This window comes from Bradyrhizobium sp. S3.7.6 (assembly GCF_054061875.1).
Window position 1 is genome coordinate 383,034 of record NZ_JBSSEQ010000004.1, and the last position, 15,716, is coordinate 398,749.

The 15,716-nt window shown below is 60.2% G+C and carries 15 protein-coding genes and 2 pseudogenes; 9 read left to right on the forward strand and 8 right to left on the reverse strand.

The window, feature by feature from the left end; all coding sequences use genetic code 11:
* Positions 1-344 precede the first annotated feature (344 nt).
* Positions 345-1,287 (forward strand): annotated as a pseudogene (locus tag ACVJ5M_RS47385) (NADP-dependent oxidoreductase).
* Positions 1,288-1,701: 414 nt separating this feature from the next.
* Here ACVJ5M_RS47385 and ACVJ5M_RS47390 read toward each other — a convergent pair.
* Both ACVJ5M_RS47390 and ACVJ5M_RS47395 read right to left on the reverse strand, forming a co-directional pair.
* Entirely contained in the window at positions 1,702-2,385 is a 684-nt protein-coding gene (locus ACVJ5M_RS47390) for an HD domain-containing protein (protein WP_354100581.1), read from the reverse strand.
* A gap of 119 nt (positions 2,386-2,504) precedes the next feature.
* A complete protein-coding gene (locus ACVJ5M_RS47395; RefSeq protein ID WP_456679798.1) occupies positions 2,505-4,061 on the reverse strand; it encodes an ISL3 family transposase in 1,557 nt (518 codons plus the stop codon).
* 142 nt (positions 4,062-4,203) lie between these two features.
* Between ACVJ5M_RS47395 and ACVJ5M_RS47400 the strand changes: the two genes are divergently transcribed.
* Together ACVJ5M_RS47400 and ACVJ5M_RS47405 are read left to right on the forward strand one after the other, a co-directional pair.
* Complete coding sequence (locus ACVJ5M_RS47400) at positions 4,204-5,235, forward strand: IS110 family RNA-guided transposase (protein ID WP_354100748.1); 1,032 nt, start codon at positions 4,204-4,206, stop codon at positions 5,233-5,235.
* Positions 5,236-5,556: 321 nt separating this feature from the next.
* Entirely contained in the window at positions 5,557-6,588 is a 1,032-nt protein-coding gene (locus ACVJ5M_RS47405) for an IS110 family RNA-guided transposase (protein ID WP_247296495.1), read from the forward strand.
* 854 nt (positions 6,589-7,442) lie between these two features.
* On the opposite strand, the gene ACVJ5M_RS47410 is transcribed toward ACVJ5M_RS47405, so the two are convergent.
* Entirely contained in the window at positions 7,443-7,604 is a 162-nt protein-coding gene (locus ACVJ5M_RS47410; protein ID WP_354100603.1) for a hypothetical protein, read from the reverse strand.
* An 844-nt stretch (positions 7,605-8,448) separates the two neighbouring features.
* Here ACVJ5M_RS47410 and ACVJ5M_RS47415 point away from each other — a divergent pair.
* On the forward strand, positions 8,449-9,426 hold the full coding sequence (locus tag ACVJ5M_RS47415; RefSeq protein WP_354100600.1) for an AraC family transcriptional regulator: 978 nt from the start codon (positions 8,449-8,451) through the stop codon (positions 9,424-9,426).
* A 7-nt stretch (positions 9,427-9,433) separates the two neighbouring features.
* Here ACVJ5M_RS47415 and ACVJ5M_RS47420 read toward each other — a convergent pair.
* Positions 9,434-10,117 (reverse strand): annotated as a pseudogene (locus tag ACVJ5M_RS47420) (glycosyltransferase family 4 protein); the annotation flags it as partial.
* 432 nt (positions 10,118-10,549) lie between these two features.
* On the opposite strand from ACVJ5M_RS47420, the gene ACVJ5M_RS47425 reads away from it, so the two are divergent.
* The 4 genes from ACVJ5M_RS47425 to ACVJ5M_RS47440 all read left to right on the forward strand — a co-directional run bounded on the left by ACVJ5M_RS47425 (position 10,550) and on the right by ACVJ5M_RS47440 (position 12,759).
* Positions 10,550-10,708 carry a hypothetical protein gene (locus tag ACVJ5M_RS47425; protein WP_155258054.1) on the forward strand — a complete coding sequence of 53 codons (159 nt, stop codon included), beginning with the start codon at positions 10,550-10,552 and terminating at the stop codon, positions 10,706-10,708.
* A gap of 678 nt (positions 10,709-11,386) precedes the next feature.
* Positions 11,387-11,455: a hypothetical protein gene (locus ACVJ5M_RS47430; protein ID WP_375338066.1), complete on the forward strand. Its 69-nt coding sequence runs from the start codon at positions 11,387-11,389 to the stop codon at positions 11,453-11,455.
* 32 nt (positions 11,456-11,487) lie between these two features.
* A complete protein-coding gene (locus tag ACVJ5M_RS47435; RefSeq protein WP_354100599.1) occupies positions 11,488-11,802 on the forward strand; it encodes a hypothetical protein in 315 nt (104 codons plus the stop codon).
* Between the two features lie 717 nt (positions 11,803-12,519).
* The gene (locus ACVJ5M_RS47440) at positions 12,520-12,759 is read left to right on the forward strand and encodes a DUF6894 family protein (RefSeq protein ID WP_456679799.1); all 240 of its coding nucleotides are present in this window, start codon (positions 12,520-12,522) and stop codon (positions 12,757-12,759) included.
* Here the strand turns inward: ACVJ5M_RS47440 and ACVJ5M_RS47445 are convergent.
* Both ACVJ5M_RS47445 and ACVJ5M_RS47450 read right to left on the reverse strand, forming a co-directional pair.
* On the reverse strand, positions 12,725-13,390 hold the full coding sequence (locus ACVJ5M_RS47445; RefSeq protein ID WP_161495736.1) for a hypothetical protein: 666 nt from the start codon (positions 13,388-13,390) through the stop codon (positions 12,725-12,727). The two genes, ACVJ5M_RS47440 and ACVJ5M_RS47445, sit on opposite strands and share 35 nt — an antisense overlap.
* An 89-nt stretch (positions 13,391-13,479) precedes the next feature.
* Positions 13,480-13,644 (reverse strand): hypothetical protein, encoded by a 165-nt coding sequence (locus ACVJ5M_RS47450; RefSeq protein ID WP_201266101.1) that lies wholly within the window; start codon positions 13,642-13,644, stop codon positions 13,480-13,482.
* 722 nt (positions 13,645-14,366) lie between these two features.
* Here ACVJ5M_RS47450 and ACVJ5M_RS47455 point away from each other — a divergent pair.
* Complete coding sequence (locus ACVJ5M_RS47455; protein ID WP_161495737.1) at positions 14,367-14,543, forward strand: hypothetical protein; 177 nt, start codon at positions 14,367-14,369, stop codon at positions 14,541-14,543.
* A gap of 625 nt (positions 14,544-15,168) precedes the next feature.
* Here the strand turns inward: ACVJ5M_RS47455 and ACVJ5M_RS47460 are convergent.
* Both ACVJ5M_RS47460 and ACVJ5M_RS47465 read right to left on the reverse strand, forming a co-directional pair.
* Positions 15,169-15,378, reverse strand: a complete 210-nt coding sequence (locus ACVJ5M_RS47460; RefSeq protein WP_085398609.1) for a hypothetical protein — start codon at positions 15,376-15,378, stop codon at positions 15,169-15,171.
* Positions 15,379-15,401: 23 nt separating this feature from the next.
* Positions 15,402-15,704: a hypothetical protein gene (locus ACVJ5M_RS47465; RefSeq protein WP_354100602.1), complete on the reverse strand. Its 303-nt coding sequence runs from the start codon at positions 15,702-15,704 to the stop codon at positions 15,402-15,404.
* Positions 15,705-15,716 lie beyond the last annotated feature (12 nt).

Consider the following 15,716-nt stretch of genomic DNA (forward strand, 5'->3'; position numbering starts at 1 on the left):
TGAAGCTCCTGAGGAAGCTCGCCACCCTAATCAAAGAAATGTGCAGGACGCCAAGTACAAACCGCGGGAAATTCACTTCCTGCGAGTAAGGATCAGATGTAGGGAAATTGCGCGAGAGCTGGTTGATGACCAGCTATTGTCGTTCCCGGTCTAGAATTTTAAAATGCGATAAAGGCTACGAAGCCCATCTCTCAAACACGCAGAATCTTGCGGGTTGTGGAGAGCGCCGAGCGTAGGTGTGACTTTTGAACTCGGCAATAGCGCAAGCCGGCGGCTGACTCACATCTTGGTAGGAGTCAAGAATGGGAAGCACTCTCGTCGGTAATGGTCCTGCTGATTCTTCTATGTTGGCATGGCGAGTACACAAATTCGGCGCGCCGGACGTGATGATATTTGAACGGGTCCCAAGGCCAGATCCTGGTCCGGGCGAAGTTCTTGTCGATGTTCACGCAGCAGGCGTCGGTCCTTGGGACGGCTGGATCAGGGCCGGCAAGAGCGCGTTGCCGCAGCCTCTTCCTCTCACGCTCGGCTCCGATCTGTCCGGAACGGTCGCGGCCGTGGGATCGGGCATTTCGGACCTGGCTGTCGGAGATCAGGTTTACGGAGTGACCAACACTCAGTTCCTTGGTGGTTACGCAGAATACGCGGTGGCTTGCGAAGAAACCAAGCTCGCTGAGCTATGCCGAAGCGGCTTCCGTTCCCGTCGTTGCGGTCACGGCGTGGCAAGGTCTGTTCGACCACGCTCGCCTCGAAGCCGGGCAGACGGTGGTCATTCATGGAGCTGCGGGAAACGTTGGAGCCTACGCGGTTCAGCTCGCTCGTCGCGCTCGGCTTCGTTCAATCGCAACGGCTGGGGCGAAGGACGTCGAGTACGTGCGTTCCCTCGGTGCCGACGAAGTATTGGACTATCATACGCAACGCTTCGAGGAAAAGGTGAAGGACGCGGACGCGGTACTGGATCTCGTCGGGGGCGAAACGCAAATGCGTTCTTTTCAGGTTCTTCGCACGGGCGGCAAGCTGATCTCCGCTGTGTCCCAGCCCGATCAAGACCGCGCAAAGTCCCGCGGGGTCACCGCAGCCGTCTTCTTGGTGGAAGTGACCACCGAGCGGCTGCGCACAATCGCCGATCTCATTCACCGCGGCGAACTGAAAACCCGCGTCGGTGTAGTTCTGCCTCTCGCCGATGCGCGAGACGCGCACATGATGTTAGAAGGCCGACGATCACCGCCGAAAGGAAAGATCGTTCTCAACGTAGAGGCCACGGGCGAAGTCACCGCGCCCGCTTGAATTCGGGCTAACGATGAGCGTCGCGGCAAGCAGGTGTGGAGGGCCGCCAACTCCCGCGGGGACCGGGAACAATTGCTGAGAACGCTTTGGCTTGTGGGCTTTGCTTGTAATCACCCATCGCTGGTGCCGTCGTCAACGCAGGTTTCAGCCCGTCGACCCAACGCCGAGCACATCGTCGCACTCAATCGCCAAGCTACGCGGAGGGACGCGCCTCATTCGACGTCGACGACAAAAGTCTGGTTTCGGCTTCAAGATCTTCTTGTGAAACTCCGAAGCCTCTTCGAACTGAAAGCTCTCCATGTGGGAGAACCGGACCACTGAGGGATCGCTTCGCCTATTGCCCGACAGCCCAGCGCGACTTCCGCATCAGATTGCTGAAGTCCCTGCGACGGAAACCAGGGTCCTTGTAGGCCATTACATCGGCCAAACCGGTGCCTTGGGTGGTTTCAGGACGGTGCTTGAGGCTGTCGTAAAGGGCCTGCAGGAAGCCTTCCGCGAATTGGGCGGACGCGGATAAACCGTCTCGACAGCGCTCCGCTGCGCGGCAGTGAAGTCGTCATAGCCGGCGCCGACAAGGTCCATGTTGGCTCCTTCGGCAAGAAGTGCCGCGATGGGGTACAGATGCGGGGAAATTCCATTTGTCGTATGCAGTGCGATCGCAAGCCAGACGCTCTGGCCATCAGCTTCCGAAATGCCGTGACTCCGCAGAAAATCGCGTGCGGCATTCGCGCCATCCACTTCATAGCGCAGGTGACTTTCCCCATAACTTGCAGTCAGTCCATAATCATGGAACATGGCCGCTATGTAGAGAAGTTCCGGATCAAAGGTCAGACCCTTGCGCTTTCCTGCCAAAGCAGCCCAATAGTAGACGCGCATGGAGTGCTGAAACAGCAAATCGTTTTCGGTATCGCGAATGACCTGAGCTGCATCGCGCGACAATTTGCTGTCCGGAATTCTTATCTCCGAAACCTCCTCGACGGCGTTCGGAACCGCTTCCGCAATTTTAGGCGTGACCGTTTCGGCCTGACCGTTTGGTGCCAAGGCGGATCCGGCGACCAATGCGAGGGCGGCCCAGGTGAGAGTGGTACGAACATTCATGTCGTTCTCCTCTGTAGCCGGAGATGGCGTGTATGGGGCTAGAATGTCAATCGGCATTGGACTGGGACCCCCGATCGGCGTCCAAAGGGGGCTCTGACGCAATTTTGGTGCAGCTCCGATTATTCTGCACCGATTAGCCTGGCCTGAAGGAGATCGATTTTCCCGCGACCGTACATCTGCCTTCTCACGAGCTTGAGGCGGGTGATCTGACCTTCAGTCTGTCCGTTGGACCAGGGCGAAGTGATTGCCGCCCGAACCGCCGCTTCATCCTTCGTGACGCCGCTGGCGAAGGAAGTCACGAGACTGGCGCGGGCGCGGTCGATCCACGGCGTGAGCCCTGCTTCGGCTCTGCGTCGGATCATCAAGTGGAATTCGGCGATGATCTCGCGAGCCTCGACCAAGGATGGTACGCCAGCTTCGATTGCCGCGACCGTGACGGTCTCTGCTTTCGTGAGCAGATCTCCGCCGATTGTCATGAGGCGCGCGATCGTTCTGGCCGATGGAATCCGCTGAAGGTTTCGTGCGTCGGGCTTTTCAGCCCTTCGTCTGCGGGTCGCCCACTCGCTGATGACGCGGAGCGAGCCTCTGAAGCCATGCGCCGTTAAACGACGCCAAAGTTCAGCCCCGTTTCGGCAGCCGGACGCCCACTGATCGTCGAGCCACGGCAAGTGTAAGTCCAACGAACTTTGCCGGGTCCGGAAGACATCGTGTCGTTCGCCGCGAATCGCCTGCCGTACCAGCTGCCTGCTGTGACCAGTCTGACGCACGATCTGCTTGATGGGTATGCCATTCTTCGACAGAGCCAGGATAGCCGCATTGGTCTCCTCGCGGCGCAGATAACCCTCATACTGGATCCGCTCTGCGGCTGTTAGCAGCTTGGGATCAATCGTGGTCGCGCCGATCACTGTGCGTATCTGGCGCATCGATTTGCGAACGGCATCGAGGAAGGCCCGACTGGCGTTCTCCATCAGATGCCAACGATCTGCAACCTGTACCGCATGCGGTAAGGCTCTTGCTGTCGCTTCGCCATATCCCCCACCACGGTCACGGGCAACGATCGCGATCGTGGGATGAGCAGCGAGCCAGGCTTGGGCAGTTGCGGGCTCCCGATCCGGGAGCAGGGTGACTACTCGGCGCCGCTCCAGGTTGCAGATGATGCTGGCGTATCTGTGGTTGCGCCGCCAGGCCCAATCATCAATGCCGATAACCCTGAGCGGATCAGCTGGCGGACGGCTACGGCGTCGGACCACGCGAAGGAGCGTATCCTTGCTCACCGGCAGCATTAGCCGTTTTGCGAAGCCTGCTGCCGGTCGACCGCCAAGTGCCAGACCGAGGTGATGGACGATAGAGTCCAGCCTTGCCGTGCGTCGCGCCGACGGTGCCAGCACCCCTTCGGCGAAGCGCTCGGTGAAGATTTGGCGCCCGCATAGGACGGCGCCGCAACGGAAGCGACGAGCAATCACCAGAAGCTGTACGATCCGCCCCGAAAGGGGAAGATCAGTCACACGACGCCGGTATCGGCTATGGACGCGTCGGGAAACCGTTCCGCAAGATGGGCACAGACCAATGCTTCCCGACGCCCGGACCGCAATAACAGCCTTATCACCTTCGTAGTACGCACTCTCTACAACAAATCCACTCGGCACCAGACTGGAGCGCTGGAGTGCCTGCTGCATGGCGCTGATTCTCCCCCAAATCAAAGCGCCAGACATCCCTCGAACTGCATCAAAAGTGATGGTGTGGAACGGCCCTTCGAACCGGCATCAAAAGTGCCTAACGTGGTCGCGTAGAGAGGCGCCACAAAGGAAGGACCGTTCCATGGAGAAAATTATCACAGTGGGTTTGGATTTGGCCAAGTCGATCTTTCAAGTTCACGGCACCGCCGAAAACGGGACAGTCTTGGTTCGTCGCACATTGCGGCGATCGCAGGTTCTACCCTTCTTTCGGAGCCTTCCAGCTTGCTTGGTAGGTATGGAGGCCTGTGCGAGTGCCCATCACTGGGCGCGCGAGATAGCGGCGCTGGGCCACTCTGTCCGCATGATGCCGCCAGCCTACGTGAAGCCTTACGTCAAACGTAATAAGACCGACGTGGCGGATGCTGAAGCCATTTGTGAGGCGGTCACCCGCCCGACAATGCGGCTCGTACCGGTGAAGACTGCCGAACAACAAGCAGCCAGCATGATTTTGCGAACGCGAGAGATGCTAATGAGGCAGCGCAGCCAGACTGCAAATGCTCTGCGGGCTCATATGGCCGAATTGGGCATTATCGCTGGCACAGGCATGGCAAGCATCGCAAAACTCTTGGTGCTTCTCCGGGACGAAAAAGACAATAGGATCCCCGGCGCCGCCCGCTTTGCCCTGATCCTATTTGCCGAACAGATTGAGCTGCTGACAACCCGCATAGAGAAGCTCGACAGAGAGATTTTGGTTGCCGTCAGAAAGGACCCCGATGCAAGGCGTCTGATGAGCATTCCGGGTGTCGGTCCTCTCATCGCCGCTACCGTTCGGACATCGGTCTTGGATGCTCGCGATTTTGCGACTGCACGAGATTTTGCGGCTTGGACGGGGCTCACACCGAGGGCACGGTCGAGCGGCGGGAAAGAAAGGCTCGGCGCGATATCAAAGCGTGGAAATCGGCAACTACGGACGCTCTTGATCGTTGGTGCGACCTCTATCATCAAGCTTGCTAAGCGAGGCTTGAAAGTCCCGCTCTGGATTCGGACCATGCTGCAAAGACGGCCGGTCAAGGTCGTATCGGTCGCGCTCGCTAATAAGATTGCGCGCACGATCTGGGCCTTGCTGGTCAGAGGAGGCATCTATCAGGCGCCGGCCGCAATGCTGAAATCCTAATCTCAAGAGCTCTCCGGCGGAAGAAGAAAGCTGCCGAGGAGGCAAGGTGCAAATCTGGATGAACCTCGAATGACGTCATTCCCGGTAGCAATCAGACCGCCTGACTCACTGCGCTTCGAGCGCGAGAAATTGATTGGGCGATTGCCTTCCGCGGATATCATCGTGGCCAGCGGCCAGGCGCCGCATTCACAGGCCGAACATATGACCGCACCGTCATCCCCTGTTCTACCAGAAAAAGATCTTGCAGCCCGGGCCAATGGTATGGACCCCGCCCTTGCCGCGGTGGAATCTCAAGCGTCAACTGCAGCGAAGGAGGATGTTATGCAGGTCGTTCGGATAGGTCTAGATCTGGCGAAGTATGTCTTCGAAGTTCACGGCGTCGACAACCACGGGAAAGTCGTTGTGCGAAAGAGGTTACGTCGCGATGCGGTGGCCGGCTTTTTCGCCAATTTACCGGCCTGCCTGGTCGGCATGGAGGCTTCCAACGGGGCACACTATTGGGCTCGCGTGCTCACGGAGCTTGGCCATCAGGTCCGACTAATCAGCCCTCAGTTCGTGACACCATACGTCAAGTCGAACAAAAACGACCAGAACGATGCGGAAGCCATCTGCGAAGCGGTCGGTCGTCCGTCCATGCGCTTCGTGCCACCGAAATCAACCGATCAGCTGGCGGTACAGGCCGTCCACCGCATTCGCCGGCGCCTGGTCGCCGATCGAGTCAGGCTCGTCAATCAGATTCGCGGTCTTCTGTCCGAGCATGGGATTGTCATTGCCCGTGACATCGCGCAGCTGCGGCGTGGCCTCGCGGTCATCGTAGGAAACATCAATGACGACCTCAGCGAGATGCTCCGAGCGCTCATGAGGGAACTGCAAGAGGAGTTGTCCGAGCTTGATACCCGCATTGCAGCCTATGACCGGCGGATAAGGGAAATCTTCCGTACGAGTGAGCAGTGCCAGCGGCTCGGCAAAATCGAAGGCGTCGGACCTGTGACAGCAACAGCCTTGGTCGCCGCCGTGGGCGATAGAAGCTGTTTCAAGAACGGCCGACAGTTCGCGGCTTGGCTTGGTCTGGTACCCAAGCAGCGATCCAGTGGAGGGCGGGCCCGCTTGTTCGGCATCAGCAAACGGGGCGATCGATACCTGCGGACGCTGATGATTCACGGAGCTCGCGCCGCTTTAAGCCGTGCTAATGGCAAGCAGGATCCGCGAAGCCTCTGGCTCGGCAAGATGCGGCAACGGCGCCATCCCAATGTCGCGGCCGTGGCTCTTGCCAACAAGAACGCGCGGATCGTGTGGGCTATGCTCACAGGCGGCGCGGCTTATGAGCCGGCGCTTTCGGTGAAGGCGGCCTGAAGCGAAGCGGCAATCAAGGAAAGGAGGTCTCACCGGCAATTGCAACAAATGGCAGGAGATGGCGAAACGGTCACCCCGTCGCTTCCCGAACCTGATGTGTGGACCGGCATGGCTTGCGCCGATGTCTCGGGGCCGTTGAGGTGGAAGCGGGCGAAAACCATCGAGGCTTGCGGCGGAGACGTTGTCCAGCCGCATCAAGAAGCCGGATATACGTCAGCAGTTGTGGCCGTCGATCCTGATCAAGCCAGTCGTTGCAATCGGGCGGGGTCCATATACGTTCCACATATGAGTCAGAGCCCCGATTGGATGCCGATTACCCCGAATACGGGGTCCTTATTCCATGCCGAAACACAAGCGTGGAGGCGGCGTGCGGCGAAGAAAAGCGTCGCAGAGGGAGCTCCGCGCCTTCACGGGCAACTCGATCCGAAACTTCATGGCGCGCAGAGGAACGATCGCGCGACTGCCAAGTTTTCCCGACGCCCCTGCCCCAAGGGGCGAACCCCGTACTGGCCCCAGCTCATAGCCCCTGCCCCCCGAGCTGGGGCCTTCATCCGCCAGCCGGGGAAGCGTGAGCAGAAGGCTTCGGCGAAGCTCCCGCCCTTCTCAATCCTTCGCTCCCAGAGGCTATTGGTCTTCGCCTGCAGCGGCGGAATCCTGGGTGCCGAGCAACTTCAGCGCGGTCTCGATCTTGGCGAGGAGCGCCTGGATTTCGGCGCGCTCGTTCGCGCCGGGTCCGGCTTCAAGCCGCGCCAGCTATTGCTCTTTCTGTCCTAGCTGCTTCGCAAGAGTGGACATCCGATCACCACAATGTTTACCGTATCGAATGGGCCGCTCGGAGAGCGGCCCTTTCTTGGTCACCAGCTACGGGTGCCGAAGCTGAAGCCGATGCTCGGCCCGCCGCTGTACGAGCCGTAGCCGCGATCGTAGTAGCCGGGGCCGCCGTAGTAGCCGTAACTGCGGCGCACCACGTACCCGTCGTCACCGCCGTAATAGCGCTGGTGAGTTCGATCGTGCATCTGTTTGACCTGTCGGCGTGCTCGCACATCGGTCGATGAGAGGCTCTGCTGCTCCGGGCTGGGCGTGCCGAGCGGGGTATCGATCAAACGATGCGGTTACGAGCCCGAGCTACCTGATAGTTGGAGGTTCTTTCGTTGGCCAGCCGGTGCTCTGATTGCCTGGACCGGTGGGATCGCCGTCCTCCCAAGACGCTTGCAATGTGTCGTCGCGGGCAACCGGTATCAGAAGCTGCTTCCGCATTTCGGCGAGGCGGGCACGGCAATACTCCCGGTAAAACATCTCGACTAGGGTGGACATGATCGAACCCTCGCTTGATCATCACCATTGACGATAGATTTCGACCATTTCAACCGGCGGTAAATATCAACGGCGCCGGAGTAGTTTGTGTCCGACGAACTCGGATGACGACGATGTGGCCGACGAGGCGCGACACGAAATCGGTATCAGAGAACGTCTGGTGCTGCAGGACAGTCTGTCCGCGGATCGTTGAGTTCGATCAATCGCGAGAGTCATAGAAGCGGAGCTTACGGGTTCACCCCGCCAAGGATATCTAAACTAGATCCGATAACGGCAATCAGAAATAGAGCCATCACGACCGCCTCCTCTTAGAGGAGATTTTTTGACGCCGCGGCCTTCGCAATCACTATAGACCTAATTTCTGGCCGTTAAGTGAACGAGTTCACATCAGCATTGAACTTAGCTGAGCGAGACTAGCAGGCCAATGGCGTAGCTTCTTGGACTCTTGCGCACAGATCAAACAAGTTCGGTGCGCGAACTGCAAAATGCAGATACCGGTGAGTTTGTCGCATTTGATCCCGATGTCCAACAAGGCTGGAGGTCCCCATGTCTATGGACGCAGCCGAATTCGTATCACATCGTTTCTCGACGCGGGAGTTTCCGGAGCGGATGCGAGTCCCGCTATGGCGCGAGGACTTTGGGCGAGGCATAGTCCACGCTGATATTGAGCCTCTATCGAACGCACCGTTTCAGGCCTACGCAACGCTGCAAGCGATCCGAGGTTTGCGCAGGCTCGCGCTGAAAGGCTCCCCTATGCGTTTCAAGCGCTTGCAGGCGAGCATCGCTGATGGTGATGACTCGATCGGAGTCATCCTCTGTTCTCCCGGCAAAAGTCAACTATCGCAGCGCTGTCAAGAAATCGAGCTTCACGCCAGCGACGCCATCGCAATTCTGCATTCCGAGCCGGCCACCGTCACCTATGTCGACGGATTGCTATTCGGTCTTGCCGTACCGCGCGACGCCCTCGCACAGCGCGTGACGAACGTCGAAAGCCGCGCTATGCGGCCGATTTCTCACCGAAGTGAAGCGCTCCGACTTCTCATGGCTTATCTCAAGTCGGCATTTACTGAGAGTGTTCTGGCCACCCCGAAGCTGCGAGATGCGGTCGTGGCTCACATCCACGATCTCCTGGCGCTCACAATCGGCGAGTGCGCTCCCTTGGGCGAGAGCAGTGCGAGCGCTGTCGTGACTGCGCGCCACGGCGCCGCCCTCGATTACATCGAGACACACTTTCAAGAACCAGGGCTCAGCGTCGAGATGGTAGCTCGTTGCCAAGGCATCTCACCTCGCTATCTGCAGCGCCTGATGGCATCATCAGGATCATCGTTCACCGGGCACGTGAATGAATTGCGTCTCCAACGAGCGCTCAAACTGCTGACCGAGTCCAGTGCCAGCGCGCGACTAATTTCCGATATCGCCCTAGAGGTCGGCTTCTCGGATGTTTCGCATTTCAATCGCTTGTTCCGAGCTCGCTTCGGCGATTCGCCGCGTGGCGTTCGTTGCGCCCGAAGGGATCCTAGCTGATCAAGTGGAAGCGGGCGCGTACTTTTCGTCTGTCGAGCCGGCCCAGATCGCCCACGGCTCTGACAGCCTGCTCCTCGTTCTCGACGATGAAGCCGGTCACGCCGTCCTCGACGACCTCGGGCACGGAGCCGGAGCGATAGGCGATCACTGGCGTCCCACAGGCCATCGCCTCGATCATGACGAGGCCGAAAGGCTCCGGCCAATCGATCGGAAACACCAGGGCCGCGGCCTCTGCGAGGAACGGCTGCTTCTTCACCTCATCCGCCTCGCCGACGAGCTGGAGCGCCCGACCGTCGATGTGGGGCTCAAGTTGCTTCTTGAAGTAGCCCGTCTCGCCGCGCGGAATCTTGGCGGCGATGCGCAAGGGCATTCCGGCGGCGCGCGCGACGCGGATGGCGTCCTGGGGGCCCTTTTCCGCGGTCAGGCGGCCGAGGAACGCCAAATAGGATCCTTGATCGAAAGACGGGCGAAAGTTGTTCGATGGCAGTCCGTGCTGGATCGTGGCGATCCAATTCGCCTCAGGCAACGGCAGACGCTGATGGTCCGATATCGACACGAAGCCCGCGCCGGGAAACTGCCGCAGCACCTCGGAAAGGCCCGGCAGGTCGAGCCGGCCATGCATGGTGGTTACGAAGGGCACGCCGAGCCGACTGAGCAGCGCAAGGGGCAGCCAGTCGATGTGAGCGTGGATCTCGATCTCGGCGCTCGCGCGCGACACCGGGCTGTCACCGCAGCAGATCAGGCTGAACCTGTACTATCTGGAGCGGCTGGGCGAAGTCTCGGTCCGCCAGGGACAGGCCAAGGCGAACGCAGTCGAGCCCCGTCCGAAGAAGCCACGCGGTCGCGCGGCGCACAAGATCAAGGCGAACGCGAAAAAGCTCAACGGGCAAGCGCGCACGAATGGCCACAAGCAAAGCCGGGCGGCGGCTTGATGAAGATCGAGCAACCGGAGATACGCCGCCTCATTGCCGATTGGTTTCAGAAGAATGCTCTCTGCGAGAGCTGGCTGATGCACCTAAAGCACCATGACGTTCCGCCCCCTCAAGCGATCGAGGAGCGGTTTGTTTAGAAGGTTATCGCGACCAAGTCGGCGGCTCGGACGGGCACGTGAAGGAGGGCGCCGATGCAGTTCATGCTTGGGATGCTGGTCGGCTGCATGATCGGAGGAACAATCGGCGCGATCGTGGTCGGGGCCTGTGCAATGGCGGCAAAGGCCGACGAAGACGACCTCAGGCGTCGGTCGCGCGGGAAGCAAGAAGTACCGGAATGTCGAATTCTCTGAAGACGAGATGCTCTGCATGATCCCCGGCGAAAGCGGCTCGGACGGCCCCCTGAAGCAGAAGCCCGATGAAGCATTTCATGCTCGGGATGCTGGTCGGAGCAACGGTCGGCCCGATCGTGACCGAGGCCTGCGCGATGGCGGCGAGGACGGTCGCGAGACCTCGTCGTCGTACACGGCAAGCATTTCGAGCTGGCTAGCGAGCGCGCTGAGGCTTCGCGAGATGTTTTTCAGCAGGGTGGCTTTGTTGGGCGCCAGCCCAGGAGCCGCCGCCTGTGCGCGGTAAGCCTTAGCCCACTTTCGGTACGCGCGTGCGCTAAGCATGTTGGCCCTGACCCTTGGCCGGATCAAAATGCCATAGCGGGAACCACGGGTCTTTACAAATTGTAGCAAGGCAATGCGCGGACATTTCAAAATTCGCAAAACCGGCGTCTACTGGTAGCCCGTTCTTCCTGGGGACCCGACGAAGCCGCTGGAACGCCAAGAGTACGAGGTGACATTAGACGACCACACGAGCCTGTTGAGCCCATCACCGATGTCGAGCGCGAGGTCGGGCATCGCCTGCAGGCGCTCAGGATCGCGCGCGGGCTCCGCCGCGCCGAGCTGGCGAGCCGCCTCGACACCACCGAGGCCGAGGTCATCGCTTGGGAGACGGCGAGCGAGGTGACTTGAGTCGATGAGCTGACCGACATCTGCAAGGTCCTGCAGATCACGCCAGGCACGCTGCTCGGCTGGGAGACCAAACAGTAAAAGCCAAACTTCACCGCCGATATGAGCAAGCAATGATCAGGAAAAACCAGCGCATCGAGACCCTGCGCGACGCCTTCGCCAAGGCGGCGACGGCGAACGACCCCGAAGCTATGCAGCTCGTCGGCCGCGAGCTGCTCGACAAGTACGACCAGCAGCCGAAGCTGAGCAAGTTCCACCAAGACCATCGCACCATCGTCGCGGGCATGCTGATCACGCTGATGGCGATGGAGAAGCTGAAACAGGATGGCAGCTACGACCGGATGTCGCCGGAGGAGCGCGAGCGGCTGCCGCTCGACCTGGGCCTCGTGGCCATTGATATGTTGCTGAAGAAAAAGCAGCACGGATGATCACCGAAGTCCTCACCCGCTGGTCGAGGGAGCGGCTGCGGAAGGGTGCAAGCAAGCGCAACCGATGTACGGGGTAGCGCAACCGGCTCCCATCCTGCTTTGCCATGACCGACCTGACCCAGCGCCGAAGCGAAAACGATCAACACGAAACCTGGCACATCTATTCCGCCGACGTCCGCATAGGGACGATCGGAATCCGCGCTGGCGTGCCGATAAGCGCTGATCAATGGCCTGACGTCTTGGGTTTTATCCAGGCATGGAGCCCAGCACGCAGCGCTCGGGCTCGGCTTCAACATTCGACCAAGCCCGCGCCGCATTCGAGCGGGCATCGCAGCAGGTGGAGCCGACGCTTCGCGAGGACGATTTTGGCGACGCGACCGCGATTTCCACGCATGGAAGCGCCGCATGCAAGCTGAGGGTGCCGACGCAAAACTCCAACGGCTGGTCGAGGTGCTTCTGCGGCGAGCCGATCCCGATTGCGTACGAGGTGCACATCTACACCGTTCACCGGTCGGCGCATGAACAAACACGTCGAGAAACGCCCCTTCGCCGAGCCCGAAGCCGCCGCGCGCAAACTTAGTTCCACCAGCTCAAGTAGAGCATCACAAGCCTCCGGGAAAACTCGGCAGTCGGCTGAGAAAAATCCGCAGGACCAGAGGCATTGCCAAGCCTCCGGGAAAACTAGGAACCCGGCCCGGCAGTGCAAGTTGGTGCGGCATGCCAAGGTTTTACTTCGACTACCGCAGTCCGGCCGTCGTTATTGATCATGAGGGTATCGATCTTGCGGACCTTAAGGCCGTCGAACGGTTAGCGCGCGAATTATTAGGAGAAACCATCATTTTTGGTGCTGGCACAGGACCTATCGAAGTCGAGGCAAGAGACGAGTTTGGCCCAATACTGCGCGTGACCGCTACGATAGAGGTCAAAAGGCGCACCGAACACGGCGGCCGAACGTGATCGCGCTTCGGAAGCGACCATTCTTTTCCTGACAGGTGCGGGAACATAGCGTAGGCACCGCAGTGCGCAGGTTCGATTGATCTACATCAACCTCCTGCGCGGAGAGAGCCGCAATCTCGCGAGCGGGGCTTAAGGACTTCATAGAAGGGTTTCTGTCATGCTCCGCTATATTCTCGCTCCTCTTGCCGCTTTCGTTTTGCTCATCGCCTGCTTGATCCCCGATGATGCCGAGGCTCGGCGCGGCGGAGGTGCCTATCGGGGTGGCGGCGGTTACCGCGGCGGTGCGGTCGCAGTTCGAGGACCGCGGGGCGGCGGCGCTGTTGCAGTGCGCGGCGCAGGCTACCGGGGCTACGGCTATCGGGGCGGCTATCGCGGCTACGGCTATCGGGGCTACGGTGTCGGAGCGGCAGCGGTAGGCGCGGCTGCCGTTGGCGCTGCTGCGTACCGCCGCAGTTGCTACGATGCGTACGGAAACTATATTTGCGCCTATTAATACGCGACGCGCGATAGCGCGGCCCCAGAGCGAGCCCACGGCGTGTATCGGCGTCGGGTCGGCCTTGAGGTCGGGGGCGTCGGCCATCAGGCTGCCGAGCCGCAGGTAGATTGCTTCTGCCGTCAATGGGTCTGTCATATCCGTTCCGCGCTGAAATCAGCGGGAGTGTATTTATATGCCGATCGGTAGACAAAGGGCTGCATGAGCGCCATGGCGGTCAGCCCGCCTCACTCCGGCAAATCCTTGCAGAGCTTGATCACGATCATGACTGTCGAGCCGACTGCAATTACCACCGCGCAGACAAACGGCAACTCCTGGAGCACGCCGACAAGGGCCGCTCGAACACGGAACGATCTTTTCAATTGCGCGAAGCGCAAGCCTGCCACACCCATCGGACATCTCCGTTTGGCCCCCAGCAGCAGCGGTCTGATACTCAGCGCGCGAAATGAGGCCCGGCTATTGCCGCTTTGCTGTTCCCTACATCAAGGTGAACAAACCGTTGCGAAGCCGTGGGTCGGTTCACTTTTGAACTTAGGTGATCCACACTCGCGGCATTTCGCGCATGCGACCCGAACGATGTCGAACAGACAGATGCTATACGGTGACGGCAGCAATCTCTCTTTCGTCACGGATATTCCAGAGCAGCGCGGAGCGCACCGACGTGAGTGGGCAAAGTACAGTGCGCCTGCTGACGTCGAGCGAAGAGCGGCTCGCCGGACATAGGAACGACGGATGACAGGGAGCGTTTGCGTCGGCTGGCCATTGCACGGGCCAGTAAAGGGCGCCCCGACCCACATTTCCCCCAGCCCTTGTGGGGGGCCGTTCCAATCCGTGGCGCATAACGCCCATCACCGCAGCCGATCTTGACGCCCTTGCCGGGCCCCTGTTGGATTGATGCTCCGGCTCGGTGGAGTGGTGTTATGCGTTCTTCCCCGTCAATTGTTCCTGGCTTCGACCGGGACATCTATCTTGTGCTCAATGATTTCGGCGGCATATTGCCGAGGCGCTGCAACAGCGGTGCTCCGTGCGCGGCGAGGTCCCGCCATCACTTGAGGCGTTCCTCGAAACCCACGGGCGCGGGGCCACCGTCCAACTATCCCTGCTCTGAGCAGCCATGACCCCTTTCGGCCTGGTCATCGTCGCGGTCATCGTCACGCTGTTTGTCGTCGCGTTGGCGACGCCCGCCGGACGGGTCGCCTTAATCGGTCGCGCCCGCGGGATGGTCCTCATGCTGGTCTGGCTCGCACTGCTCGCGCTGCTCGGTACCATGTGGGCGCGGCTCGGCTGGTAATTGGCCTACTTCCTATTCCGGTGGCCTTGCGCACCCGTCTGATGGCCCGCACCGTAACTGGAACGACGAGACGGCGCGTGCATTGGCGTCCATGGATGATAGTAAGTGGATCGCCATCATGGTCTCGTCGATGCTGCTCCTGGTGGGCGCGGCCGCAGTGCTGGTGTCACGGCCCGAGCTGCTCGGCGCGGTGAGGTGAAGAGCCGGTTCGCGCGCGGCATGGTCGTCATGCTGGGCTGGCTCGCCCTGCTCGTGCTGCTTGGTGCCCTGTGGGCGCGGCTCGGCTGGTAATTGGCCTACTTCCTATTTGCTAGCTGGTCTGGCTCGCCGCCCACAAGAACGCCATACCGTTCCGAAAGAGAAACAAGTTCCGCCACGTCTTCGCTTTAGGGGGCGGTGCGTTTGTTCCAATTGCTCGGCCGCCTACTTAACGGTGGCGCATTGGGGCCGAAAGCCGAACATCTCGTACATACTACGAATTTTGGATCGATGTTGCTGTTGATTCAAACCTCCGAACCGCCGCAGAAAGGGCAGGGCCGCAGCGGTTGCACAGAAACAGGGAATCCGCGCAGTGGATCGATAGCTGCGCTGTCGCTTGGCTTCCTCGGCGTCTTAACGCGAGCGTTTAGACAGACAGTATTTCTGAGCCGATGTCGACGACCTCGACGAAAAGATGACCGACGTCGCTATTGAAGCCGATGAAGTCCCACTTGGCGCCGTCGCCTTGGCAGGTAGCGCCGGCGAAGCGTGCCGCCTGCCACTCGGGATGTTTCGTGCTTGAGCGCACAAGGACCCAATAGAAGCGACCTGGAATCAACTGTGCGACGTCAGTCATGGAATCACTTGCAGACCCCTCGCTCACGCTGCCGCGCGACGCTCGGCCCAGCGCAGACGCATGGGCTTGCCGCCCGGCGGGTTGCGCGGACCGTTCCCGTCTAGCGCGCGTAGCGCTTCTAGAATTTCGTCGATATGAACAGGCGCCTTTAGTCCGTCCGGCGAGCGTAACGCTGGACAGGACGCGATCGCCGAGGCGTCAGAAGCCCATGACGCGAGGATGGCCCGCTTCTCGGCCAGACTCAAATTCGAGTCAGCGACGACCTCGCGCGGATGCGAGAACACCGTGCCGGGGTGAAGAAGAGCATTTAAATCGAAGACGTTTATCGTGTGTGGGCG

Coding starts and splice junctions, on each gene's coding strand:
- ACVJ5M_RS47390 (WP_354100581.1), bottom strand. CDS start 2,385: ATGAATGTTCGTACCACTCTCACCTGGGCCGCCCTCGCATTGGTCGCC.
- ACVJ5M_RS47395 (WP_456679798.1), bottom strand. CDS start 4,061: ATGCAGCAGGCACTCCAGCGCTCCAGTCTGGTGCCGAGTGGATTTGTT.
- ACVJ5M_RS47400 (WP_354100748.1), top strand. CDS start 4,204: ATGGAGAAAATTATCACAGTGGGTTTGGATTTGGCCAAGTCGATCTTT.
- ACVJ5M_RS47405 (WP_247296495.1), top strand. CDS start 5,557: ATGCAGGTCGTTCGGATAGGTCTAGATCTGGCGAAGTATGTCTTCGAA.
- ACVJ5M_RS47410 (WP_354100603.1), bottom strand. CDS start 7,604: ATGCACGATCGAACTCACCAGCGCTATTACGGCGGTGACGACGGGTAC.
- ACVJ5M_RS47415 (WP_354100600.1), top strand. CDS start 8,449: ATGTCTATGGACGCAGCCGAATTCGTATCACATCGTTTCTCGACGCGG.
- ACVJ5M_RS47425 (WP_155258054.1), top strand. CDS start 10,550: ATGCAGTTCATGCTTGGGATGCTGGTCGGCTGCATGATCGGAGGAACA.
- ACVJ5M_RS47435 (WP_354100599.1), top strand. CDS start 11,488: ATGATCAGGAAAAACCAGCGCATCGAGACCCTGCGCGACGCCTTCGCC.
- ACVJ5M_RS47440 (WP_456679799.1), top strand. CDS start 12,520: ATGCCAAGGTTTTACTTCGACTACCGCAGTCCGGCCGTCGTTATTGAT.
- ACVJ5M_RS47445 (WP_161495736.1), bottom strand. CDS start 13,390: ATGACAGACCCATTGACGGCAGAAGCAATCTACCTGCGGCTCGGCAGC.
- ACVJ5M_RS47450 (WP_201266101.1), bottom strand. CDS start 13,644: ATGGGTGTGGCAGGCTTGCGCTTCGCGCAATTGAAAAGATCGTTCCGT.
- ACVJ5M_RS47455 (WP_161495737.1), top strand. CDS start 14,367: ATGACCCCTTTCGGCCTGGTCATCGTCGCGGTCATCGTCACGCTGTTT.
- ACVJ5M_RS47460 (WP_085398609.1), bottom strand. CDS start 15,378: ATGACTGACGTCGCACAGTTGATTCCAGGTCGCTTCTATTGGGTCCTT.